The sequence below is a fragment of the Gemella taiwanensis genome (genome assembly GCF_054054385.1).
Genome location: NZ_JBSMTL010000001.1, coordinates 17792 through 42646, shown reverse-complemented (window position 1 = coordinate 42646; position 24855 = coordinate 17792). Strand labels below are relative to the sequence as shown.

The following is a 24855-nucleotide window of genomic DNA, read 5'->3' as shown; positions in this document are numbered from 1 at the left end:
AAGAAATATAAGGAGAAAGCAAAATAAGATGAAAGCAAATAAATTATTAAAAGTTCTATCTGCAGCAACCATCATCTCAACCCTTGCTGTGGTCGAGAACTCTACACAAAGCAACGCTACATTTGCTATAGAAAATAATGCCGTTGGAGCAAAAGATATAAAAAATCTTCCTGACGGAGAATATGATATTACTGTTGAAGCTCTTAAATTCTACGGAGCAGATGGTGAACCATCTATGGCTGCCGCTGGTTTAGATAACTCTAAAATTAAATTAATTGTTCAAAATGGTCAATATTTTGTAAATGTATCGTTTCAACCGATTACATTTGGTGGTTTAAACGGTTACTTAGGAGATTTAAAATACTATAATGGTCCTAAAACTCATGCAAATCGTAACAGTATTCAAAATAATGAATTTAGTCCTGCTACTATAGTTGAATATTATAGTACTGATGAAACTGATAACTTTATAGAAACATATAAAAAGAAATTCCCTGAACGTACTGCTTATCCAAAAACACTTTCATATAGCGTGGATAAAAACAAAATCGATTCAAATAACAAATTAGAAACTTATACTGAAGTTTACGTTCCAGTTATGGCTTCTTTTGGTGAAACATTTGGAACTCAAAGAATGATTCTAAAATTTGATTTAAGCAATGCATTAAATGCGGTAGCTGATACTCAACCAACTCCAGCTAAACCTGCTGAAACTAAACCTGTTACAAAACCTGAAACTCCTAAAAATACTCAGCCTTCAAATAAACCGGTGGAACCTACAACAAGTAAACCAGCTGATTCAGGAACTACAAAACCAGCTGAAACTGCTAAACCTACAGAGCCAGTTAAACCAGCTAAACCTGTAGTAACTACACCTACTCCAAAACCTACTCCTGCAGCTACTGCAACTTACTATAAAGGAGTAAAAGCTTCACTGCTAAATGCTTATCGTCCTGGTCAGAAATCTATGGGAGATGCAGCTTTAGAACATAGTAATGTAACTGTATATAAAGAAGGAAATACATATCACTACATCGTAAGATTCCACGACCTTTCAACTCAAGGTTTCACTGGTGGAATTTCTAAGTTCTGGGTTAACGGTACTGAATATCCTGTTAATCCAACTGGAGGATCAAACAATCAAGTAGAAGTTCACTTCACATCAACTGAAAAACTATCATCAGTTCCTGTTTCTGTATTTGTTCAAGCTATGGAAGAAATCATGCAAGGTGGTGGTACACAAAATGCTACTTTATCATTTGACTGGTCTAGTGTAACTGAACAACAAGGACAACCAATAACTGGTGGAAAACCAGGTAACAGTGGCTACACTCCTAAGCCATCTAATCCAGGTGGAAAACCAGGAAATCAACCTACTTCACCAATCTCTACACCAACTACACCACTTCCTGCTGCACCTCAAGGTCAAGGTTCTGAAGCACAAGTTACATACTTCGATAACGTTACTGCATCTCTATTAAACGCTTATGAATCAGGTCGTGCATCTATGGGGAATGCAGCATTAGATGGAATCACTGTATTCAAACATGGTGATACATATCACTACAAAGTTCGTTTCCACAATATTAAAGTAGGAACTCTTACAGACGGTATTACTCGTTTCTGGGTTAATGGAACTGAATACCCTGTTTATAGCACAGGTGGCGCTATGAACCAAGTGGAAGTCCACTTTACATCACACGAAAAATTAACTAACATTCCTGTTTCTGTATTCGTTCCAACAATGGAAAGCATTATGCCGGGTGCTGGTAAGAAAGATGCTATTCTTAACCTAAACTGGTCTAATGCCACAGAAAGACAAGGTACTGCAGTTATTGATGGTGGTCAACCAGGATCAAGTGCTAACGGTAATCCTGCTCTAACTCCAAAAGGTGGACGTCTAAACAACGGTAGACTTTCTAACACTGGTTTAGAAACATCTTCATCAATCCTTGCAGGAGCTCTTACTTTAATAAGTGCAGTTCTTGTTGGTAGAAGAAAACAAAAGTAATAAGATAATATCCGCTAAATTAGCTTACTATTATCGATTCCGTAAAAATTTACCCAAAAGTCCTAAATTTTAAAAAAGTGTATATGATACCTCATAGACGCAGTGGTTTATTGATATCTAAATTCACTTTATAAAAGCTTTTTAGATATCTAATAAACTGTGCGGGGGTGACTCGACAAAATCGATTTCTCCGAAATCACGATTTTTGAGTCACTCCCTCTTATTAAAAACTAAATAATATAAAAGAAAGTGAGTTTTTATAATGAAACGAGTTTTAAAACTGTTAACGATAGTTATTGCTACATTAACATTTATCATTACATCTAGTAATGTACCTTTCGTTAAAACTGTACACGCGGCTGATAGAGTATATAGCGTTCCTGTAGAGCTGTGGCACTCTGAAAACAGTGGTCGTCTTTCTATGGGAAATAATGCTCTAGCTACACATGCTACTGTAAATGTTCATGATAATAACACCTCTACTATTTCTATACAATTCACTCCGATGGATTTCAGTAATATGCACGGTCACTTATTATCACTTAGCATCTACTCATCTCCAATTTTTTCTGGTAGTCTAACTGCAGCTTCAGTAACAAGTACTTATAACGATACTAACTTAGATGGTGGTACTAGTACATATCCAGGAACTCTAAGCTTTAATTTTGGTGAAGCTAAACCTGACAAAGTCGGTGTTAGAGTTGCCGTTGATGCCATGAACCAAATTATGGGTGGAGATGCATCACAAAATGCTATTATTAAATTTAACTGGTCAGCAGCTAACCTAGTATCTGGTTCTGAAGATTCTTCTAAAGACAAAGAGAAAAAAGCTGAAGATAAGAAAAAAGAAGAAGAAAACAAAGATAAAAAAGATGAAAATAAAGCACCAGAAGGATTTGTTGCTAAAAAATTAGAAGATTACTTCAAAGATGATCAAAAAACAAAAAATCCTGGTCTTTATAACCTTGATATCACAGGTTCATATCTAAACCCTCTTACTGGAGTTACAGCTGATGGTGGTACTAAAAATACAGCTATCGGTGAAGGTATGGTACAAGGAGTTATCTCACCTATTAACGCAGGTGGAGACCTTAATGAGGCTCTTAAAAATCAAAAATCTAATGGTGAAAAACGTTGGTCTAAAGCTATGCTTCAACGTACAAAAGATGGTAAATTATACGCAACTGTGCGTGTTCACCTAATGAATTGGGTTCAACGTAGTAAAGAACAAGGTCCTTTCATTAAAGTTCTTCAAAAAGATGGAGAATTCAAACAAGTTGCTGCTACTGAAACAAAAGTTAACATTGAACAATATAAAGATAGCTATGTTGACTATAGATTCGAAGTACCAAATGAAAACTTCTTAGCTATGGTACAAATGTATGTAGAACCTATGAATCGTCCTGTTCGTTATTTCGTAGAAGTTAATACTGATACTATTAAAAACGGAAATGATGGTTTAGATATGGAAGCTATTAAAGAAACAAACTACGTACCTTACTATGTTGGCGGAGGTATCGGAGTTCTTGTAATAGTTGCCGGAGCTTTCTTTGCTCTTAAAAAAAGAAAAAATAATTAGGAGATAATTCATGAAAAGAAAACTATCCCTACTATTTACACTACTTCTGGCTAGTATCTTAGTACTTACTGCTTGTTCATCACAAAATAAAGCTGGTAACACAACTGGAACTGATCCTAATTTAGCTGATAAAGCATTTAATGAAACGATAGACCTAACTGGTGTAAATAAAGACAAAAAATCTGAAGAAGAAAATGGAAAACGTGTAGTAATGGACTCTGTAGCTCTAGCTCAAATTGCTAATGTTCTTGATATCAAATTAGCAGGTGTCCCTACTACAAAATTAGGTCGTATGCCTAAAAGATATGATAATACTGTTCAAATTGGGCTTCCTATGAATCCAAATATGGAAGTTATCAAATCTATTAATCCTTCTATCGTATATGCTCCAGATAGTTTACAAGACTGGATAAAAGAAGGATTCGAAAAAAATAAAATACCTTATAAATTTGTAGATGTTCGTAGTGTTAACGGATTATATACAGTAACAGAAAATCTTGCAAAAGAATTTGGTAAAACAGAAAAATTCAAAGAATTAAAAAAAGAACATGATGAGTTCTTCGCTAAATTCAATGAAAAAATTGCTAATAAGAAGAAACCAAAAGTTCTTGTTCTTATGGGCTTACCGGGAAGTTACTTAGCTGCTACAGAGAAATCTTATGTTGGTAACCTTGTAAAATTAGCCGGTGGTGAAAATATCATTAAAGGTACTGAAGAGTTTAAAAATCTAAACATAGAAACTGCTTTAAATGATAAACCAGACTTTATTTTACGTACTGCTCATGCTATGCCTGATAATGTAAATGAAATGTTTAAAAAAGAATTTGAAAACAATAAGAGTTGGTCTCACTTTGATGCGGTAAAAAATAATAAAGTTGTCGATTTAGATAGCTCAATGTTTGGTATGACAGCTACATACGATTACCAAAAAGGATTAGAAAGTCTATACAGTATTTTCTATAGTAACTAATACTTAAAAGTCCTAAAATTTAACATGGTTCATATGAGGACTCATAGACGCAGTGGTTTATTGATATCTAAATTCGCTTTATGAAAGCTTTTTAGATATCTAATAAACTGTGCGGGGGTGACTCGACAAAATCGATTTCTACGAAATCACGATTTTTGAGTCACTCCCTTTTTATATAATTCAAATTAAAAACAACATATGATATACTAAACATATAAACTATATAAGGAGGTTCTTAATGTTTAAAAACAAAAAAGCAATCACTTTTTCTGTTCTTATTTTACTCTTATTAAGTACAATATTTTTTGCAGCGAACAGTGGTAGTATAAAAGCTAGTGTCGGGCAATTAGCTGTTGGTATTTTTACCGGTGAATATGCTAATGTTAATGCCATTATCGACGTTCGTTTCCCAAGAATTATCATCACTATTTTGGTTGGTGCTGCTCTTGGAGTTAGTGGTTTATTATTACAAACAGTATTAAAGAACCCGCTTGTCGATCCTAGTATTATTGGTGTTTCTAGTGGAGCCAACCTATTTTTATACTTAGGATTAGGAATATTTCCACAATTTATGATATTTAAGTCTGTATTTTCTATCATCGGTGGTGTCCTTGGTTTCTTAATCATTTATTACTTAGCTGGTAGAACAAAAAACAATGTTAAAATTATTTTAATCGGTATTGCGATAAGTTATTTCTTCACAGGAATACTGAGTTCTATACAGTACTTGAATGCAGCTAACTCTACTACGTCATCTACATTCAAAACTGTTGGTTTGGGAACTAAAAACTGGGATGATGTTTCGTTATTACTAAGTTGGATTCCTGTATTACTAATTATCAGTTTCTTCTTAGCAAAACTATGTAATATCTTCGCCTTAGATGATAATATTATTAGTTCACTAGGAATTAATATTAATGTGATTCGTTTATTAATTTCATTTGTTGCGGTAGCTCTTGCTTCTGTTTCTACAGCGGTAGCTGGTGTTATGGTCTTCTTAGCTCTTATTACACCTCATATCGCTAAGATAATAATTGGAAGAAATCATATTTATACTATTCCATTTAGTGCTTTACTTGGAGCATTTATTCTACTATTATTCGATACAATCGGTCGTGTTATTTTCGCACCAATTGAAATACCTGCTGATTTAATAATGATGATTATCGGTGGACCTGCATTTATTATTTTGGTTAAGAAAGGAGTAAGTTAATGGAAAATATTATAGAGATTAATAACCTTACGTTTAAGTACAATAATAAAAATGCTCTTTTCGAAAATCTTAATGTAGATATTGAAAAAGGTAAAATTACTACCCTACTTGGTAAAAATGGTTGTGGTAAAAGTACACTTATAAAAATATTAGCAAAAAATTTAAACTATAATTCTGGAAGTATAAAAATTGAAGGTAAGGAACTGAATTCATATTCATTAAAAGAACTTGCGAGTATTCTTGCAATTGTTTATCAAAAAAATGAAACTCCAAGAGAAATTACTGTTTATGATATGGTTAGTTTCGCTCGACTTCCTTATCAAAATATTTTCTTTTATAAACCTAACGCTAGTGATGTTGAAAAAATTGAATTTGCTCTTGAAAAAACTAATCTAAAAGCCTATAGAGATAAACGTGTAGATGAGTTATCAGGTGGTCAACTTCAACGTGTTTACATCGCAATGGCGTTAGCACAAAGCACCGATATTATTATATTAGACGAACCTACAACCTTCCTTGATATAAAATATCAAAAATCTATAATGCAACTTGTTAGAGATCTTAATAAATCTTTAGGAATTACTATTATCATGGTACTACATGATATAAATCAAGCACTAGCATACAGTGATAATATTATTGCTCTTCTTGATGGGAAAGTTATAAAAAATGATAAAGCTGAGAACTTCTTTGATGAAGAGCTTCTAAACAAACTTTATGATTCTGATATTAAAATAGAAGATGGAAAAGTAATTAGTTGGTAATTAATAAAGTTAATAATATGAAAAATTTGAAATTAATCGCTATATCAGAATATTATTATTTTGATATAGCGATAATTTTATATCTGTAACGGTTGTTAATGTTATTTCAGAAGCCTTTAAATACTGTTATATCAACGTTTATGAGGATTTAGCCTTCAAAAGGTAGAGCGGAAGCTAGAGTAGTTAATAAATTAATTCAGCAATCTTATCTAAATAAATGCTGACTGCTTCTAGCTTTCTTTGAGGTGCTAACTCTGCGTAAGTATCCATAGTAGTTGACATTGACTTATGCCTCATTCTGACTTGGAGTTCTTTCCAATTTGTGCCTGCATTAAGCAACATTGAATCATGAGTGTGTCGGAACAAATGGAAACCATAATCTGGTGATCCTAGACTTACTAATTGAAAATAATAAAATAAGAATGTCCAGTTTTGATAAAATAAAAATGTATAAATAGGTTATAATAGTGCATATTATCGGTTTCACTACCAGATTTGTCACAGCATTTATTCGACAAACCTCATTGAGTCTCTTAATAAAGAAATCAAACGTCAAACGAAAAAGAAGGTTTTTCCTAACAAGGAGTCTCTGGAACGTTACTTAATTACTTTGTTTGAAGATTATAATTTCAAGCAAAGCCAACGAATTCATAAAGGGTTTGACCAATATTATGACACACTCGAAAACTTATTTGATTAATACTCCGTAACTCTACTTGAGTGTTTAAACATACTTATTGACAGTATCAACATGATACGAGTAGGTATTTCTTGTGAGTAATTTTCATCAAAAAATTTCATAGATAAGTCGTATATATAATCATAGTAAAGTAGTAAAAATAGTTGTTATCCTAGTTGATTAAAAAAATCTCTAATTTCCTCATCTTTTATAAAATAATATATAATTTTCCCCTCTCTTCTAGTGTCCAAGATGTTTTCATTGGCTAGTTTACGAAGATGGTGGGATGCAGATGCCATACTGAGATCTAGTAAACAGGCTATATCACAGACACAGAGTTCTTCAACAGCAAGGAGATAAAAAATGATATTTATCTGTTTATTATCGGTAAACTTTGTTAAAATGCGAAGTGATTTTTGGACTTTTTCCTTTTCAAGGTAGTTCATTGCGGTTGTAACATTTTGTTGATTTATAATATTCACTTGGCAGATACTATCTTTTTTCATAATATTTTCTCCTATCCTAACATAGTCCATAGCATGTCAAAACTGTTATTTTCAATCAGAATATATATCCCCAATCCTAAATAAACAACGGCAATAAACCATCTGCTATATTTTTCCAAAGTTTCTCCAACAGATGGGATTTGTGCCAGTTTTTGGGCAGAGAAAACCAAGAGATAAATCATGACTAGAAATGTAAATAAAGCTACTATCAAATCCGCTAAATTTAATGTAATAAAATATGGGACAAAGATACCAATATTATCAGCACCACAACTTACAAAAGTAATCATAGCGACTAGAAAAATCAAGTTTTTATTATCTTTGCGCAACCCTTCTTTGGCAATAGCTTCTCCATCAGAATCTCCTAAAAGCAAAACTTTGAGACCTAAGAAAATTGGAATCAAACCGAGCAAACCTAAAATCTCTTTACTAGGAATATAATGTAAGACAAATGCAAAAAGCAAACTTAGCAATATTAGACTAACAGAGCCTAGAAATTGTCCTAAATAGATGTTAATGATGTCTTTTCTGCTTTTTCTTTTGGCAAAAAATAACATTAGGATAATAAGTAAGTCTACGGCTGTCCCTGCATACAGGATTATTGAAGTAACAACATTTTGAATCATAAAACACCTCATTCAAATATATTTTTGAATATATTCTAACATTAAACTTTGTAGATATCAACTTCAACTTCACCAAAATATAGATAAGAGTTAGTGTACCAAATATTAAAAAGTCCTGCCATCGAAATGATAGCAGGGCTTAACTTCAATATCCAACTGATATATTTATCTAAAAAAGGTAGAGTTTTTATTGATTTATAGTACGATGTAATGAGTTTCAAAAAGTCAAAAATCATTTAAAATCAATATTTTGACGTCTATTGATGTGTACTGAAACCCTTACTTAACCTCTAAAAAATAGAAAATAACATCTCTTCTAAAACTACTAAAATTAATGTTTTAACATATTCATTATTATCTTCTTACAGATTGTATAATCATTGATTTTAGTGCTAAATAATTGTAAAATATAATTAGTACAAATAAATAATTAAATAATTACAAAGGAGTTTTTTATGGAAATACTAACTACCCTAGGTATATTTGTCATAATTGTAATACTTGGTTCATTTTTAAATAATCTTTTTCCACGTATTCCCGCGGCTTTATTCCAAATAATACTTGGTGCTGCTGTAACATTTATTCCTAATCTCCCACTTCATTTTGAGTTTGAATCAGAAATGTTTATGATGTTAATTATTGCTCCATTATTGTTTACAGACGGTTTCAACACGTCCTTAAAGAATATCTGGCTATATAAACGACCAATTATATATATGGCAATATTTTTAGTTCTTGTGACGGTAATTGTTGTCGGTAGTATAATTCATTTATTGCTTCCAATGATTCCTTGGGCAGCCTGTTTTGTTTTAGCCGCTATCTTATCACCTACAGATGCTGTTGCTGTTAAATCAATAACTAAAGGAATGAAACTACCTAAGGGACTTATGGCTATATTAGAAGGTGAATCACTTCTTAATGATGCTTCTGGTCTTGTATCATTTAACATAGCTCTAGCAGCTGTTCTTACTAACACGTTTTCTGTCACAAATGCAGGATATAAATTTTTAGTAGTTGCTGGCGGTGGAGCAATCTTTGGACTTATTATTGGGATAGCTTTCTCTTATATTAAGTTTATATTCTCAACAAAGTTTGCTGATGAATCTAATATTTTAGTTATTTTTCAATTAATAACACCAGTTATAGTATTCTATTTTGCAGAACATATTGGTGTCTCTGGTATCGTAGCTGTAGTAATTACAGCTCTAGTTTACAACTACCAAAGAAGTCTTCACTTACTTTCTGCTATAAATAGTGATGCTGCAGTAACTATAGATAGTACTCAACAAATAGCAAGTTATGTTCTTAATGGATTCGTATTTACATTTTTAGGATATTTACTCCCTGAGATATATCATACAATGTTTAACTATAGAGAGATTGATATTGTATATGGCTTCATTGTTTCATTAGTTATTGTTTTAGGTCTAATGATAGTCAGATTTGGATTTGTATATTTCAACTACGTATCATTCCAACCTCATCATTTCACAACTGCTAGAAAAACAGCAAAAATAATATTAAATAGAAAATTTGAGAAAGATGACTACTCTAGATTTAGCTATTCTTTAATTGCTAGTTTATGCGGTATTCACGGTACAGTAACACTTGCTACAGCACTTATGATTCCAGTTGTAACTGCTACTGGGGATACCTTTCCACTTAGAAATACCATCCTATTCATTGCGAGTAATGTCGTGTTACTAAGTATTGTTATCGGTACAATCGCCCTTCCTCTTGTTGTTAAAGGAGAAGATGAAGAAAAAGAATATACTCAATACTCTCTTCGTGAAAAAATCCTAGAAGGAACACTTGAGGAACTAAAACAACGTGATATTTCTAAGAAATCTATCGAAGAAAAAGTTGCTTATGCTATCGAACTAAAAAGTTTACACGAACTAAAAGCATACTTTAGAGACATGCAGACTGGGAAATTTGAGAATGCAAATGAAGCATTGTTATTACACAAAAAAATAATGAAAGCACAAGACAAAGCTCTCCCCGAAATACTTAAGGACAATCCTAACATGGAGCAAATCTTAGAAATTTCTAAAATTATGCAACTTAGAAAATCTTTATTGTTCACATATTCGATATCAAAAAACTTATTACTCAATTTAAGAATATATGTAAAAGAATCTAATCTAAAACGTCGTTTAACTCGTCATTTTGTAGCTAAAGATCTAACTCCTGAATTTTATGAAAAACTTAAAGAAAAAGTTCCAAAAAGAAGAAAAGGAAACTTCGCAAGTAAATTAGATGAAATTAAACAAAGAGCCGAAGCTTCTTCGAATCAAATCCAAGCTATTATTGATTGCTCTCCTACTGTAAGAGACGCTCTTCTTAAGATAGCTTATGACGTCATTGAAGAAAAATGTTCTGATGAAAATACTGCAGAATTCGTTAAAGACGTATACAGATACTACTCATTCACCTTATTTGAAGTATTTTTAGAAGACATTGATTTTGAAGAAGAACTTAAAGAACTTCAAATGGAAGCAGTTCGACTTTTAAAATATAGAGTATTAACGATGAGAAAATTAAATTATATTTCTCTAGAAGATACCTACACCACTCTTCGTAACTTAAACTTTGGTGAATCGATGATTTTCCCTCGTGAAACTGAAGAAGAATAAAATAAAAAACTGACCTCAAGTTAGATTATTATCTGAACTCTGGGGTCAGTTTTATTTTAGGTTATTTTTTAAATTCTACAACGAAATCATAAGCATGTTCTGTTTTTGCTCCGAAGTAAAAATCACTTACTTTGTATCCTCGTTTTTCCACTCTAGCAATTTTATCTTTTATAACTTCTTTTACTTGTTCTTTACTGGCGTCTTTTGGAAGTTGTATAGTAGTATCTTTATCTACATCTAATGCTCCAGCTATTCCTGGTAAAGTTTTTAAGTTGAAGTAAATATTAATATTTACATTTTCTTGTGCTTCTGTTGATCTTTTTGCCCTTCTTTGTGTTGCAGGTGCTTTTCTAAAACCTGAATTATTAGCTGATGCAGATTTAGATTCTTTTGTGAATTCTACAACATAATCATAGCTATCTCCACCTTCAACGATTTGATCTAAGTCAGTAGTTGAAACAACTTTAAAACCTTGTTTTTTCAATTTTTCAATTTGGGCTTTTGTTTTTTCTTCAATAGCTCGTTTTAATTCTTCTTTAGGTGTATTGCCAGGGAAAGTAAGCATATTCTCTCCACCTAATTCTCCTAATGCCCCCGCAATATCTTTAAGAGCTGTTAGATTATAATAGATGTTTATTTTTTTAGTTTTATTAGATAAATCTCTTTTTACAACTTTTTTAGTTCTAACTTGAACTTCTGGAGCGATTCTGAAGCCTGTAGTTCCTGTTTTCTCTTTAGTGAAAGTAACTACATAATTAAAGTTCTTCACATTAGTATCTTGCTCAAATACTATTTCTTCTTTTACTTTATATCCATGTTTAGCTAATTCTTGAGCCTTAGCTTGAATTTTTGCTTTAACTAATTCTTTCACTTCATCTTCAGTTGCTGAATTTGAAATAGCTACTGTATTATTTTCTCCTGGATCAGATAAAAATCCATTAATATCTGGCATTCCATCATAATTATAACTTATGTTTACCGTACCTTCTGGTTGATTTGCCGCACGTGCTACTCTTCTTGCTCTAACTTGAACTTGAGGAGCATTTCTGAAACTAGAAGTTCCCTCTGAAGTTGAAGCAGGTTGTGTTGAAGTTGCTGGTGAAGTTGGTCTTTCTTCAGTGGCAGGCTGTGTCGGAGTTGTTGATGTAGCTTCACCTGACCCATGACCTATTGCTGTACTTCCATTGTCAATAGTAGTACCTTCATTACGGCCATTTGTTAAATTTTCTTTATTATAGTTTGGTGCTGGTAATTCTTCACCTGGAACATTAATTTCATCAATTTTAGTTTGATATTCATCCGTAGCATCTACAGCTGCATCATGATTTTTAGCATTATTTATCGCTTCTAATCCTGCTTCTTTTAATTCTTTTAATTTAGCTTCTAACTTAGCTTTTTCTGCTTCATCTTTAACTTTTTCTATTTCACTATGTTTTGAAGCTGCAATTTTTTCAATAATTTCTTTTCCATCTTTTTTGGCTTCCTCAAGTTTTTCATCTTTAGGTGCTACTTCTTCAGACGGAGTATCATCTTTTGGTGTTGCAGCTGGCTCTTCCACTTTTGGTGCTGAAGACGCTGGTGCCTCTGCTTTTGGTGTCGGAGTCGTTGGTTCTTCTGCTTTTGGTGCTGGAGCTGTTGGTTCTTCCGCTTTTGGTGCTGGTGTCGTTGGCTCTTCTGCTTTTGGTGCTGGTGCCGCTGGTGCCTCTGCTTTTGGTGCTGGAGCTGATGGCTCTTCCGCTTTTGGTGTTGAAACCACAGGTTTCTCTACCTTAGGTGCTGGAGCTACTGGTTCCTCTGCTTTTGGCGCCGGAGACGCTGGTTTCTCTGCTTTCGGTGCTGACGTTGCTGGCTCTTCCGCTTTTGGTGCTGGTGTCGTTGGCTCTTCTGCTTTTGGTGCTGGTACCACTGGTTTCTCTGCTTTTGGTGCTGGTACCACTGGTTTTTCCGCTTTTGGTGCTGGAGCTGCTGGTCCCTCTGCTTTTGGTGATGAAACCACAGGTTTCTCTGCTTTTGGCGCTGGTGTCGCTGGCTCTTCTGCTTTTGGTGCTGGAACCACTGGTTTCTCGGCTTTCGGTGCTGGAGCTACTGGTTCCTCTGCTTTTGGCGCCGGAGACGCTGGTTTCTCTGCTTTCGGTGCTGACGTTGCTGGCTCTTCCGCTTTTGGTGCTGGTACCACTGGTTTCTCGGCTTTCGGTGATGGTGTCGCTGGTTTCTCTGCTTTTGTCACTGATGGCGTTGGTTCCTCCGCTTTTGGTGCTGGTACCACAGGTTCCTCTGCTTTTGGTGTTGATAACACAGGTTTCTCTACCTTAGGTGCTGGTGTCACTGCTTCCTCTGCTTTTGGTGCTGAAACCACTGGTTTCTCGGCTTTTGGTGATGACGCTGCTGGTTCCTCTGCTTTCGGTGCTACAGCTGGCTCTTCCGCTTTTGGTGCTTTTGGTTCTGAAGCCTCTGGTTTCTCGTTTTTTTGAGTTGAATTCTTTTCTACTAGCTCATATACTTTGTATACAACTTTTGCTTCAATCACATTTCCATTTATTTCATTATTGTATAAAACTGTTTTTTGTACTAATTCTCTTACAGCACTTGTATTTGGTAGTACTCTTCCTTTATTACTTTCTTTTGAAATAGAAGCATTATTGTTATTTATACTTACATCTGGTTGAACTATCTTAGATACTTGACCTTTTTTTAAGTTACCCAAATTATAAGTATAATTTTTTCCGTTAATTTTTGCATATACAATAGCTTCATAAGTATCTCTCTGTGCAGTCACATGAAATACTATATCACCGTTGACTTCTTCTGAAGTAATAGTAAGGTCTTGTGTTGTTTTATTACTACTTGTTTCTGAAATATTACCTACTTTATTCTCAGCAAATACAGCTAGTGGATTCGCTAATGTAAATAATAGTACACTGGCAGTAGCTACCTTTGATATTTTTTTCATTTAATTTCCTCCTAAATTGTTGGTTGTTTTTTATAAAAATGAAGGTCACTTCCTCTTCCATTATTCTCCTATTTTTCTTATTTGTCAAGTATATATCACCCAAATATTTGAAAATTTATTTTCAGAAATAACTTTCATTTTTCATCTTATCATCATTATAAAATTTTTAATTTATAATAGATTCCTTTCATTTTAATTTAAATTGTATTTTATTAGTAACTTATCAATCTTAATATATATATTCAAATCAATTTTTTTGACAAATCCTTTATTTCATGGTTTAATATACCCCATAAGGGTATATTAGGAGGTATAATAATGTTTTTCTTATTCACAAAAGTAGATAGTATTTCTACTATCGAGCTAGAACAAAAGCTTAAAGAAAATATTCAATTAATAGATGTAAGAACACCTGGAGAATTTCGAAGAGGACATATAAAAAATGCAAAAAATGTTCCACTTAATGAAATTGGTCAATTTACACCAATAACAGATAAAAAAGTATATGTCATTTGTCACTCTGGAGCTAGAAGTAAACTTGCTGCAAAAAAACTAAAAAAGAAAGGCTACGATGTTGTAAATATTAGAGGCGGTATGCATGCATGGAAAGGCAAAATAGTCTAAAATTACTAATATTGAAAGGAACAAGATATGAAAAATAATATTTCAATGCAAGATTTTTATAAAAAGTATAATAATGAGGAACTTACGATTCTCGATGTAAGAGAAAGCCACGAGTACGAAGCAGGACATATCCCTTCTTCTCAAAATTTTCCTCTGAGTAGTCTAGGTATAGAATTCACAAAATTAGATAAAAGTCAAAAATACTATGTGATTTGTCAAGCGGGTGGACGTTCAGCTAAAGCATATGATTTTTTAGAAGCTCAAGGATTCAATGTAACAAATATCGAAGGTGGTATGAATAGTTGGCCTGGAGAAAAAAATTAAGTATTAAACAATAAAAACAACCAATTTTTTCTATACTAAATTCTCATTAGTATAAAATTAATACATCATCAAAAAAGCCTTGTACCTAAGATTATTTAGGAACAAGACTTTTTATTATTTCTTTAAACTACTTATTTTTTACTATATATTTTATAGCTTTCTCTATTTTTTCTTTCTGCTCTACAGGATTTTCTAAAGGATTATTAATGCATTCCATAAGATTTTCTGTTATTAGTAACTCAATAACACGATCAACACTTGAACGAACCGCACTTAATTGAGTTATTATATCAATGCAATCTCTCTCGTCTTCTATCATTTTTTGAATCCCTCTAAGTTGTCCTTCAGAACGTTTAAGGCGCGTAATATACTTCGATTTTGCCATATTTATTTTCCTCAGTAGATTTTTTTTCATTATACCGTGAAAAATTTATTTTGTCAAAATTTAAAAAATTTGTATGTTTTTATATTGAAAATTCCTAAAAATCTAATTCCAATTATTCTTTCAAAATAATAAATCTGATTCTAAGATTTCCTTATATACTCAGTGTATTAGCAATTAATTTTCAAGGTAAATTTACTACCCTTTCCATACTCACTTTCTACTAATATGTCTCCATTAATTTGTAAGGCTAATTGCTTCGCTATTGCCAAACCTAAGCCATAACCACCAGTTTTCAAATTTCTTGATGCTTCAACACGATATAATCTTTTGAAAATATTATCAATATCTTCTTCTTTTATACCGCAACCTTCATCAATTATAGAAATAGATAATTCTTGATTTTTTATTTCAGTTACTATTTCTATTTTTGTCCCACTTGGTGAATATTTAAATGCATTACCTATTAAATTCACGATAATTCTTTGCATTTTATTGTAATTACTTACTATTTTGGCATTCTCAGGAATAACTTTAATATAGATATCTCTTTTTTCTTTTTCTGCTCGCAACTTAAACTCTGACATACAGTCAATCAATAATTTATCTAAAAATATGGTTTCATTTTTATCATCTTCACTAGTATCTTTTACACTTAATGTTAAATAATTTAATTCTTCAACAAGTTTATTCAATCTTGTTGTTTGTCGACAAATCGTTTCTAGATAATATTTATATTCTTCTGCCTTTATTATTCCATCTAACATTCCTTCCGCAGTTGATTGAATTGAAGTTATAGGAGTTTTTATATCATGAGATAACTGGGCTATCATAAGAGATTTTTCTTTTTCACTTTCTTCCAATGATTCAAAACTTTCTTTTAAATGTTTTGCCATTTCATTGAATGATAATGATAATTCTCTAAACTCAGTAGGACCTTCTACAGTATTGCTAATATCAAAATTTTTCTCACTTATACTAATCGTTTGTCTTTTTAGTACACGTAATGACTTAAATACACCTTTTAGTAATATAATACTAATTGTAGCTCCAATTAGTCCTGCAATTATTGTAATCACAACTATAAAATATGTATCTTTTTTTTCAATTAACATTAAATTTGAAGCCCAAAAAACAGCCATAATAGTTATTAAAAATGATAAAATATATCCAACAATAATATAATCTTTTAATTTCATACTATATTTCCTTTCCATTTTTAAACTTGTTTTTCCATTTTGTATCCTAGACCCCATACAGTTTTTATACTCGGTGTTTTTTCTGTTGAATATTTTGTTAAAATTCTTCTTAAAGAGTGTATATGCACATTTAGAGTGTTTGCATCTTCTACATATTCATCTTGCCAAATTTTTTCATACAATTCTGTTTTAGAAAAAACATGCTCTGGATTATTAGCCAGTAGCCATAATAATTCAAAAGATTTCACGGTTAGTTCTAATTGTCTATCATTTACCATAGCAATTCTACTATTATAGTTAATTTTTAAATCACCTAAAGTTGAAATATTTTCACTACTATTTTTTTCAATTCTACGTAGTATATTTCTAACTCTTAAAACTAATTCTCTTGGACTAAATGGTTTTACTATATAGTCATCCGCCCCCAAACTTAAAGCGTAAATTTTATCTGGTTCTGTTGTTTTCGCTGTTATAAATAAAAATGGTTGCTCAGAATCTAAATACTGTACTTCGCTAATTAAATCATAACCATCCATATTTGGCATCATTATATCAGTAATTATTAAAGAATATTTATTTTTCTTGTATTTCTCTAAAGCTTCTTTACCATCATTAGCGATATCAACATCATATCCACCTTGCTCTAAATATCGTTTATTTATCTCCGTTATTTCTATTTCATCATCTACTAATAAAATTTTATTAACCATATTTAACTCCTCTTATCAAAATAGTACTATACAATAAAAGTATAGCACTATTTCGATAAAATCTACAAGTTTATTTTATTTATTAATTATTTTTTCTTCTGAATCCTAATAGACCTAAGAAGCTTGCGATGACTAATGCTAGTATTCCAGTATTTGATGAATTTGTTGAACTCATTGTTCCTTCAGGTGCCGCACTTGTTTTTGGTAGCATACCTTTTTTCATCATGCCATTACTCATATGAGTATTCATAGTCATATTATCTTGCATCATATCTTTATTCATATGAGAATCCATAGTCATATTATCTTGCATCATATCTTTATTCATACTAGATTTCATAGACATATTGTCAGATTTACTCATATTCATTATTTTTCCACTTACATTTGAATCCATTGAACCAGTAGCTGTATTATTTTGCATCATATCTTCACCTGGTTTCATATCCATTTGCATAGTTTCTTTATGTAGATTTACAGTCACTTCTTTTGTTGCTACTACGTTTGTTAAATCCGCTTTTCCGTCTTTTTCACCGTACACTTTGATTGTTGCTTTGTAACTTTGTGTTCCATTTGCTTTTAATAAGTCTAATAATTCTTTATCTGATTTTCCTTTTGTTCCTTCTAGGTCTACTTCATAGAAGTATAATCCTTTTCCTAATTTTTCTAATGGTAATAATGCTGGATTTTTCGCTGATCCGTTGTCTGACCATGGTGCTTTGTCTGATGATTTCAAGATTAATCTTGTTAACATTCCATCTCCACCGAAGAATTCGTAAGGAATTACTTGGTTAACTCCCGCTGTGAATGGCCCTGGGAAGTTCGCTTTATCTAAATATTTAGCTGGTACATCTACTGTATCTTTTGTATTGTCCATTACTGCTTTTTTAACTTCGTTGACAGTTGTTAATCCATTTAGATTTACATTTACATCTTTTGTTGCTACTACATTTGTTAGATCTGCTTTTCCGTCTTTTTCACCGTATACTTTAATTATTGCTTTGTAGCTTTGTGTTCCATTTGCTTTTAATAAATCTAGTAATTCTTTATCTGATTTTCCTTTTGTTCCTTCTAGGTCTACTTCATAGAAGTATAATCCTTTTCCTAGTTTTTCTAATGGTAATAACGCTGGATTTTTCGCTGATCCGTTGTCTGACCATGGTGCTTTGTCTGATGATTTCAAGATTAATCTTGTTAACATTCCATCTCCACCGAAGAATTCATAAGGAATTACTTGGTTAACTCCCGCTGTGAATGGTCCTGGGAAGTTTGCTTTATCTAAATATTTAGCTGGTACATCTACTGTATCTTTTGTATTGTCCATTACTGCTTTTTTAACTTCGTTCACAGTTGTTAATCCATTTAGATTTACATTTACATCTTTTGTTGCTACTACATTTGTTAGATCTGCTTTTCCGTCTTTTTCACCGTATACTTTAATTGTTGCTTTGTAGCTTTGTGTTCCATTTGCTTTTAATAAATCTAGTAATTCTTTATCTGATTTTCCTTTTGTTCCTTCTAGGTCTACTTCATAGAAGTATAATCCTTTTCCTAATTTTTCTAATGGTAATAACGCTGGATTTTTCGCTGATCCGTTGTCTGACCATGGTGCTTTGTCTGATGATTTCAAGATTAATCTTGTTAACATTCCATCTCCACCGAAGAATTCATAAGGAATTACTTGGTTAACTCCCGCTGTGAATGGCCCTGGGAAGTTTGCTTTATCTAGATATTTAGCTGGTACATCGACTGTATCTTTTGTATTATCCATTACTGCTTTTTTAACTTCAACTGGAGTTGTTTGTGGTTCTGCTACATCTTTTGCCTGTTTTATTAAATTATTCACATCAGCTTCTTTAGAGTCAACACTCACTTCTTTTTCTGCTTTTACTTCAGATTGCTTTTCAGCACTTACAACATCTTTTGCTTCAACTGGTTTTGTTTCTTTTTCTACAGTATTTTCTTTGTTTTCAATTGCTTTAGATTCAACAGCTGTATCAGTTTGTTTATTATCATTTTGAACTACAGGAGCTTTATCTTGTAAATCACTTGCGTGAGCTTCTCCACCTCCTACAATTACAAAAATACCACTTGCAATTGCTGCTGATACTACTCCAACACTAACTTTTCTTATTGCCCATTTCGTAAAATTTTCTGATTTAATAAAGTTGTTTTTCATTTGTATTTCTCTCCTCTTGCCTTAATACTTTATTATCAAAACTTTTTGTTTGATGAATACAGTATACCTTATAGATATTAACTAACTATTAGTAAAAGTTAAAATATTTCTTAAATAGTTATTATTAAAATATTATCTTTAAAATATATTAATATATATGGTCTATCTTAGATTTCTGACAATTTCGAAAAAAGTTTTTAATTTTTTTAATAAAAAGTGTTGACAAAGAAAAAATCTTATGTTAATATTTCTTTAACAGTTTTAAAAGCGAAGAAGTGAAGAGCGATATTACTTATTTATTAGAGACCTTTTGGTTGGTGAAAAAAAGGATTTGGGTGTATTGTAAATGGTCACAGAGCTGAACTAATGACTATTAATGAGTTAGTTCCGGTTGATTACCGTTAATAATCATTGAGGTAAGATTAAATTTATTTTAAGATTATAAAATTGGGTGGTAACACGGTCATTTCGTCCCTTGTGTTACTACCCTTTTGTCGTATTTAAGACTGAGTAAAAATTATTTTTATAAATTAATATAGTATAACATTGATAAGATGAGTAGAAAAAAGGAGTTAAACCAGAGAATCTCGGTAGCTGAAAAGAGATTAATGAATTTTTTTGAAGATGGTCTTTGAGTTTTAATTATCGAGCAGTAGTTAGATAATTACGCATAAAATAGCGTTAAAATTTTAATGAGGTGGAAAACTAAAAAATTCAATTCACAATTTTAGATTTTCCATAAAATAAGGTGGTACCACGTATGAAACGCACGTCCTTAGACAATATTTTTAATATTGTTTAAGGGCGTTTTTATTTTTATAATTCAATATACAAAAAAGAGAAAATTTCAGGAGGAAAGAAATAATGACAAAAATTTCAAGTTTAGGATACCCACGTTTAGGGGAAAAAAGAGAATGGAAAAAATTAATTGAAGGATATTGGGCTCGTACAGTTCGTCAAAACGAATTACTTGAAGAAGCAGGAAAACTTCGTCGTCTTTATATCGAAAAACAATTCAATGCTGGTTTAGATTTCATCCCAGTTGGTGATTTCTCACTATATGACCACATTTTAGATTTATCTGTACAATTCAATGTTATTCCACAACGTTTTGAAGGAAGAGAAGTTGATGTAGACTTATTCTTCGATATCGCTCGTGGTAACAAAGATAACGTTGCATCTGCACTTAAAAAATGGTTTAACACTAACTACCACTACATCGTACCGGAATGGGAAAATGTTAACCCTAAATTAAACAACACTCGTCTATTAGACTTATACAAAGAAGCTAAAGAAATCGTAGGAGATAAAGCTAAACCAGTTATCACAGGTCCAATCACATACGTAGCTTTATCGAGCGGTCTTGCTGAAGGTGAATTTGAAAAAGCTGTAGATAAATTATTACCATTATACACTCAGGTATTCAAAGAATTAGCTGAAGCTGGTGCTTCTTACATCCAAGTAGATGAGCCAATTTTCGTTACTGATGAAGGTAAAAACTATGTAGAATTAGCTCACAAAGTGTACAACCACTTCAACAACGAAGTAGATGCTAAATTCATCTTCCAAACTTACTTCGAAGCTTTAGTAGAAGCTGAAAAACTTGCTGATTTACCTGTAGCATTCGGATTAGACTTCGTTCACGGTAGAGAAGAAAACTTAGCTAATGTAAAAGCTGGTCTATTCAAAGATAAAGAAGTATTCGCAGGTGTTGTCGATGGACGTAACGTATGGAGCAACGATTTCGAAGATAGTTCTGCATTATTAGAGGAAATCAAAGCTAATGTTGCTGAATTAGTAATCCAACCATCTTGTTCATTACTACACGTACCAGTAACAACTAAAAATGAAACTGAATTAGAAGAAACTTTACTTAATGGTTTAGCATTCGCTGATCAAAAATTAGAAGAACTTAACTTACTAGCTAACAAACTAGATGGCAAAGAAGAAGCTGCGTACCAAAAACACGTAGAAGACTTCAACAAATTACAAAATGCTGACTTCAGAAATCTTGAATTAGAATCAAGTGAAAATGTTCGTTCAACTCGTCCATCTGACTACAAAGTTCGTCGTGAAATTCAAAACAAAAAATATAATTTACCATTATTACCAACTACTACAATCGGATCATTCCCTCAATCTAAACAAGTACGTTTACAACGTGCACTATGGAAAAAAGGTGAATTATCTAATGAAGCTTATGAAAAATTCATCGAAGAGGAAATCGCTCGTTGGATTAAAATTCAAGAAGACCTTGATATCGATGTATTAGTTCACGGTGAATTTGAACGTACAGACATGGTTGAATTCTTCGGTCAACGTTTCGCTGGATTCGCATCAACTAAATTCGGTTGGGTTCAATCATACGGTTCTCGTGGGGTTAAACCACCAATCATCTACGGAGATGTAAAACACGTTGAAGCTGTAACAGTTAAAGAAACTGCTTATGCACAAAGCTTAACTAATCGTCCTGTTAAAGGTATGTTAACTGGACCAGTTACAATTCTAAACTGGTCATTCGAAAGAACTGATATTTCTAAAGCAGAAATTTTCAACCAAATCGCTATCGCACTTAAAAATGAAATTGAACTTTTAGAAAAAGCTGGAATTACAATTATCCAAGTTGATGAACCAGCTATCCGTGAAGGATTACCTCTAAGAGACAGTAAAAAAGAAAAATATCTTGAAGAAGCAGTATTCTCATTCCGTTTAGCTACTTCATCAGTTCAAGATGATACACAAATCCACACACACATGTGTTATTCTAACTTCGATGAAATTATCGATTCTATCCGTGCATTAGATGCTGACGTTATTTCTATCGAAACTAGTAGAAGTCACGGAGAATTAATCTCTGCTTTCGAGACTGCAATCTACCCATTAGGTATCGGTCTTGGAGTTTACGATATCCACTCTCCTCGTGTACCAACAAAAGAAGAAGTACGTATTAACATCTTACGTCCACTACAAAAACTATCTACAGAACAATTCTGGATTAACCCTGACTGTGGATTAAAAACACGTGCTGAAAAAGAAACTATCGAAGCTTTAGAAGTTTTAGTTGAAGTTACTAAAGAAATCAGAAATGAACTTGCCGCTAAATAGGAGGTTCATATGAGAAATTTATTAGAGAGATTAGAACAAAATGTACTCGTAGCTGATGGAGCTATGGGTACAGCTCTCTATAGTAATGGATTGGAAAGTTGTCATGAATATAATAATATCTCTAATCCAGATTCTGTGGAGAAAATTCATAAAGCTTATATCGAAGCTGGAGCGGATATAATTCAAACAAACACTTATGCGGCAAAAAAATGCCAACTTAAGACGTATGGCTATGACGATAAATTCGAAGAAATTAACATTCGTGCTGCTGAAATAGCACGCAAGGCTGCTGGAGAAGATACTATTGTTTTCGGAACAATCGGAGCTATTCGAGGTCTTCGTGAATGTGAACTTTCATTAGAAACTATTGTAAAAGAAACAATTGATCAAGTAAAAGTTCTACTATCAACAAATAAAATAGATGCGTTGCTATTTGAAACTTATTATGATCAAGAAGAAATTCGCGCTGTATTAACTGAAGCAAGAAAAATAACTGACTTACCTATTATCACTAATATTTCATTATTAGAAGCAGGTATTACTCAAAACGGAGAAAAAGTAACTGATGCTTTAAGTGCACTTGTTAATCTAGGTGCTGATATCGTTGGTTTAAACTGTCATCTAGGTCCTTATCATATGATTAAAAGTTTAAAGCAAGTACCTTTATTTGCACAAAGTTACCTATCTGCTTATCCTAATGCCAGTTTATTACAACTGACACAAACAATTAATGGTAATGAATATCGTTTCAGAAAAAATTCATCTTACTTTGAACAGAGTGCTAAACTTCTTGTTGAAGAAGGTGTAAGATTAATCGGTGGATGCTGTGGTACTACTCCAGAACATATTCGTGCTATTAAAAAAGGAATAAAAGGTCTTAAACCAGTTAAAAGAAAAGTAATAACACCGCTACCTGCAGAAGAAGAACTAGTCAGAGTAGCAAATAATAAACCAACAATTGTTGATAAAGTCAAAAAACAAGTAACTATAATTGCCGAATTAGATCCACCAAAACATTTAAATGTTGATAAATTTATTGAAGGGGCTAAAGCAATAGACAAGAAAAACATTGAAGCTATTACACTAGCAGATAATTCTCTTGCTAGTACTCGTATTTGTAACTTGTCTGCTGCAACTTTACTTAAAGAACATATTACTACCCCTACACTACTTCATTTAACATGTCGTGATCATAATCTTATCGGACTACAATCTCGTTTAATGGGATTTGATCTTCTTGGAATTAATAACGTCCTTGCTCTTACTGGAGATCCAAGTAAACTTGGTGATTTCCCAGGGGCTACTAGTGTCTATGATATGACTAGTCTTAAATTAATTCCTTTTATTAAACAACTTAATGAAGGACTTGGATATAACGGAGCTTCACTGAAAAAGACTACAAACTTTACAGTAGCCGCTGCTTATAATCCAAATGTTCGTGACCTAAGTAAAACAAAACGTTTAGTTGAGAAAAAAATAAAAGCAGGTACTGACTACTTTATTACGCAACCTGTCTTTGAAGCTGAAAAAATTGAACAATTAGCAGAACTTGCCGCTGATTATCCAGATACACCATTCTTCGTTGGTATTATGCCAATTACTAGCTACAACAACGCTGTCTTCCTACACAATGAGGTACCTGGAATTAAATTATCAGAAGAATTCTTAGCTAAGTTAGAAGAAGTAAAAGATGATAAAGAACTTTGCCAAAAAGTTGCTTTAGAAGAAAGTAAAAAACTACTTGATGTTGCTTTAAAACACTTCAAGGGAATTTACTTAATCACACCATTTTTAAGATATGATCTAACATTAGAATTAATAGATTATGTTGAGGAAAATAAAGATAAATAAAAATTAAATGTGTATATAAAAATCACGGTGTTAGAATCATTCTAACACCGTGATTTACTATTTTTCTTCTATTTTATTTGTTTCCATATTTTTCAAAAAGTTCATCTAATGGTTTGTACATTACTTTATTTAAATCTTCGATTAAAAATTGAAGTTTTTGTTGAGCTTGTACAAAATCTAAAAATTTAGCATTTTCCATTAATTTTTGTTGGATTTCTTCTAATGCTGTTAAATCTTCTTCTGAAGGCTCATTTCCTGATTGAGCTGCTTCCATTAAATCTTTTTGTTTTAATACGAATTGTGTGTAAAGTTCATTAGCTTCTTCATCAGAATATAATCCTTCAGATGCCGCTAATGATGCTTTGTATTCATCAGATTCTCTTAATGCTCTTTCAAATTCATTTGCTTTATCATAAATATTTACCATAGTTATTTGCTCCTTTTATGTTGTAATTTTATTATAACATAGTTTTACCTTCTTTGACAATAAATCGTTTACACTTATTAAGGTTTCTATATTATATGGAGTTATAAGGAGCGACTTAAA

General features: G+C 32.3%; 19 protein-coding genes, 1 pseudogene and 2 other annotated features. Of the genes and pseudogenes, 11 read left to right on the top strand and 9 right to left on the bottom strand.

The window, feature by feature from the left end; genetic code table 11:
- The first annotated feature begins 28 nt into the window (after positions 1 to 28).
- The 5 genes from ACWOA3_RS00185 (at position 29) to ACWOA3_RS00165 (ending at position 6537) form a co-directional block, all read left to right on the top strand.
- The gene (locus ACWOA3_RS00185; protein WP_456883743.1) at positions 29 to 2011 is read left to right on the top strand and encodes a hypothetical protein; all 1983 of its coding nucleotides are present in this window, start codon (positions 29 to 31) and stop codon (positions 2009 to 2011) included.
- 262 nt (positions 2012 to 2273) lie between these two features.
- Entirely contained in the window at positions 2274 to 3590 is a 1317-nt protein-coding gene (locus ACWOA3_RS00180) for a heme-binding Shp domain-containing protein (RefSeq protein WP_456883742.1), read from the top strand.
- Between the two features lie 10 nt (positions 3591 to 3600).
- Positions 3601 to 4560 carry a heme ABC transporter substrate-binding protein IsdE gene (gene isdE, locus ACWOA3_RS00175; RefSeq protein WP_003146730.1) on the top strand — a complete coding sequence of 320 codons (960 nt, stop codon included), beginning with the start codon at positions 3601 to 3603 and terminating at the stop codon, positions 4558 to 4560.
- Positions 4561 to 4798: 238 nt separating this feature from the next.
- On the top strand, positions 4799 to 5773 hold the full coding sequence (locus ACWOA3_RS00170; RefSeq protein ID WP_003146731.1) for a FecCD family ABC transporter permease: 975 nt from the start codon (positions 4799 to 4801) through the stop codon (positions 5771 to 5773).
- Positions 5773 to 6537 carry an ABC transporter ATP-binding protein gene (locus ACWOA3_RS00165; RefSeq protein ID WP_456883741.1) on the top strand — a complete coding sequence of 255 codons (765 nt, stop codon included), beginning with the start codon at positions 5773 to 5775 and terminating at the stop codon, positions 6535 to 6537. The genes ACWOA3_RS00170 and ACWOA3_RS00165 overlap by 1 nt, the downstream gene beginning before the upstream one ends.
- Before the next feature lie 183 nt (positions 6538 to 6720).
- Here ACWOA3_RS00165 and ACWOA3_RS00160 read toward each other — a convergent pair whose 3' ends face one another.
- Positions 6721 to 6993, bottom strand: coding sequence for a tyrosine-type recombinase/integrase (locus tag ACWOA3_RS00160; protein ID WP_456883915.1), 273 nt, complete (start codon positions 6991 to 6993; stop codon positions 6721 to 6723).
- 16 nt (positions 6994 to 7009) lie between these two features.
- On the opposite strand from ACWOA3_RS00160, the pseudogene ACWOA3_RS00155 reads away from it, so the two are divergent.
- Positions 7010 to 7237 (top strand): annotated as a pseudogene (locus tag ACWOA3_RS00155) (transposase); the annotation flags it as partial.
- A 146-nt stretch (positions 7238 to 7383) separates the two neighbouring features.
- Here the strand turns inward: ACWOA3_RS00155 and cadX are convergent.
- Positions 7384 to 7722, bottom strand: coding sequence for a Cd(II)/Zn(II)-sensing metalloregulatory transcriptional regulator CadX (cadX, locus tag ACWOA3_RS00150; RefSeq protein ID WP_003146735.1), 339 nt, complete (start codon positions 7720 to 7722; stop codon positions 7384 to 7386).
- Positions 7723 to 7733: 11 nt separating this feature from the next.
- Positions 7734 to 8348, bottom strand: a complete 615-nt coding sequence (locus ACWOA3_RS00145) for a CadD family cadmium resistance transporter (protein WP_456883740.1) — start codon at positions 8346 to 8348, stop codon at positions 7734 to 7736.
- 455 nt (positions 8349 to 8803) lie between these two features.
- On the opposite strand from ACWOA3_RS00145, the gene ACWOA3_RS00140 reads away from it, so the two are divergent.
- Positions 8804 to 10984 carry a cation:proton antiporter domain-containing protein gene (locus ACWOA3_RS00140; RefSeq protein WP_456883739.1) on the top strand — a complete coding sequence of 727 codons (2181 nt, stop codon included), beginning with the start codon at positions 8804 to 8806 and terminating at the stop codon, positions 10982 to 10984.
- 61 nt (positions 10985 to 11045) lie between these two features.
- Here ACWOA3_RS00140 and ACWOA3_RS00135 read toward each other — a convergent pair whose 3' ends face one another.
- The gene (locus ACWOA3_RS00135; RefSeq protein ID WP_456883738.1) at positions 11046 to 13934 is read right to left on the bottom strand and encodes a hypothetical protein; all 2889 of its coding nucleotides are present in this window, start codon (positions 13932 to 13934) and stop codon (positions 11046 to 11048) included.
- Positions 13935 to 14252: 318 nt separating this feature from the next.
- On the opposite strand from ACWOA3_RS00135, the gene ACWOA3_RS00130 reads away from it, so the two are divergent.
- Together ACWOA3_RS00130 and ACWOA3_RS00125 are read left to right on the top strand one after the other, a co-directional pair.
- On the top strand, positions 14253 to 14558 hold the full coding sequence (locus ACWOA3_RS00130) for a rhodanese-like domain-containing protein (protein ID WP_442566334.1): 306 nt from the start codon (positions 14253 to 14255) through the stop codon (positions 14556 to 14558).
- 27 nt (positions 14559 to 14585) lie between these two features.
- Entirely contained in the window at positions 14586 to 14882 is a 297-nt protein-coding gene (locus ACWOA3_RS00125; RefSeq protein ID WP_003146743.1) for a rhodanese-like domain-containing protein, read from the top strand.
- A 127-nt stretch (positions 14883 to 15009) separates the two neighbouring features.
- Here ACWOA3_RS00125 and ACWOA3_RS00120 read toward each other — a convergent pair whose 3' ends face one another.
- The 4 genes from ACWOA3_RS00120 to ACWOA3_RS00105 form a co-directional block, all read right to left on the bottom strand.
- Positions 15010 to 15267 (bottom strand): metal-sensitive transcriptional regulator, encoded by a 258-nt coding sequence (locus tag ACWOA3_RS00120; RefSeq protein ID WP_003146744.1) that lies wholly within the window; start codon positions 15265 to 15267, stop codon positions 15010 to 15012.
- A 167-nt stretch (positions 15268 to 15434) separates the two neighbouring features.
- Positions 15435 to 16463: a HAMP domain-containing sensor histidine kinase gene (locus ACWOA3_RS00115; protein ID WP_456883737.1), complete on the bottom strand. Its 1029-nt coding sequence runs from the start codon at positions 16461 to 16463 to the stop codon at positions 15435 to 15437.
- Between the two features lie 20 nt (positions 16464 to 16483).
- Positions 16484 to 17173 carry a response regulator transcription factor gene (locus ACWOA3_RS00110; RefSeq protein ID WP_456883736.1) on the bottom strand — a complete coding sequence of 230 codons (690 nt, stop codon included), beginning with the start codon at positions 17171 to 17173 and terminating at the stop codon, positions 16484 to 16486.
- Positions 17174 to 17255: 82 nt separating this feature from the next.
- Positions 17256 to 19352 (bottom strand): SSURE domain-containing protein, encoded by a 2097-nt coding sequence (locus tag ACWOA3_RS00105; protein WP_456883735.1) that lies wholly within the window; start codon positions 19350 to 19352, stop codon positions 17256 to 17258.
- Positions 19353 to 19613: 261 nt separating this feature from the next.
- Positions 19614 to 19831 (top strand) — a binding site (T-box leader).
- A gap of 58 nt (positions 19832 to 19889) precedes the next feature.
- Positions 19890 to 20132, top strand: a binding site (T-box leader).
- An 84-nt stretch (positions 20133 to 20216) separates the two neighbouring features.
- Here ACWOA3_RS00105 and metE point away from each other — a divergent pair.
- Both metE and ACWOA3_RS00095 read left to right on the top strand, forming a co-directional pair.
- Positions 20217 to 22457, top strand: coding sequence for a 5-methyltetrahydropteroyltriglutamate--homocysteine S-methyltransferase (gene metE / locus ACWOA3_RS00100; protein ID WP_456883734.1), 2241 nt, complete (start codon positions 20217 to 20219; stop codon positions 22455 to 22457).
- 9 nt (positions 22458 to 22466) lie between these two features.
- Entirely contained in the window at positions 22467 to 24308 is a 1842-nt protein-coding gene (locus tag ACWOA3_RS00095; protein ID WP_003146750.1) for a bifunctional homocysteine S-methyltransferase/methylenetetrahydrofolate reductase, read from the top strand.
- Between the two features lie 73 nt (positions 24309 to 24381).
- On the opposite strand, the gene ACWOA3_RS00090 is transcribed toward ACWOA3_RS00095, so the two are convergent.
- Entirely contained in the window at positions 24382 to 24735 is a 354-nt protein-coding gene (locus tag ACWOA3_RS00090) for a YlbF family regulator (RefSeq protein WP_003146751.1), read from the bottom strand.
- Positions 24736 to 24855: the final 120 nt, after the last annotated feature.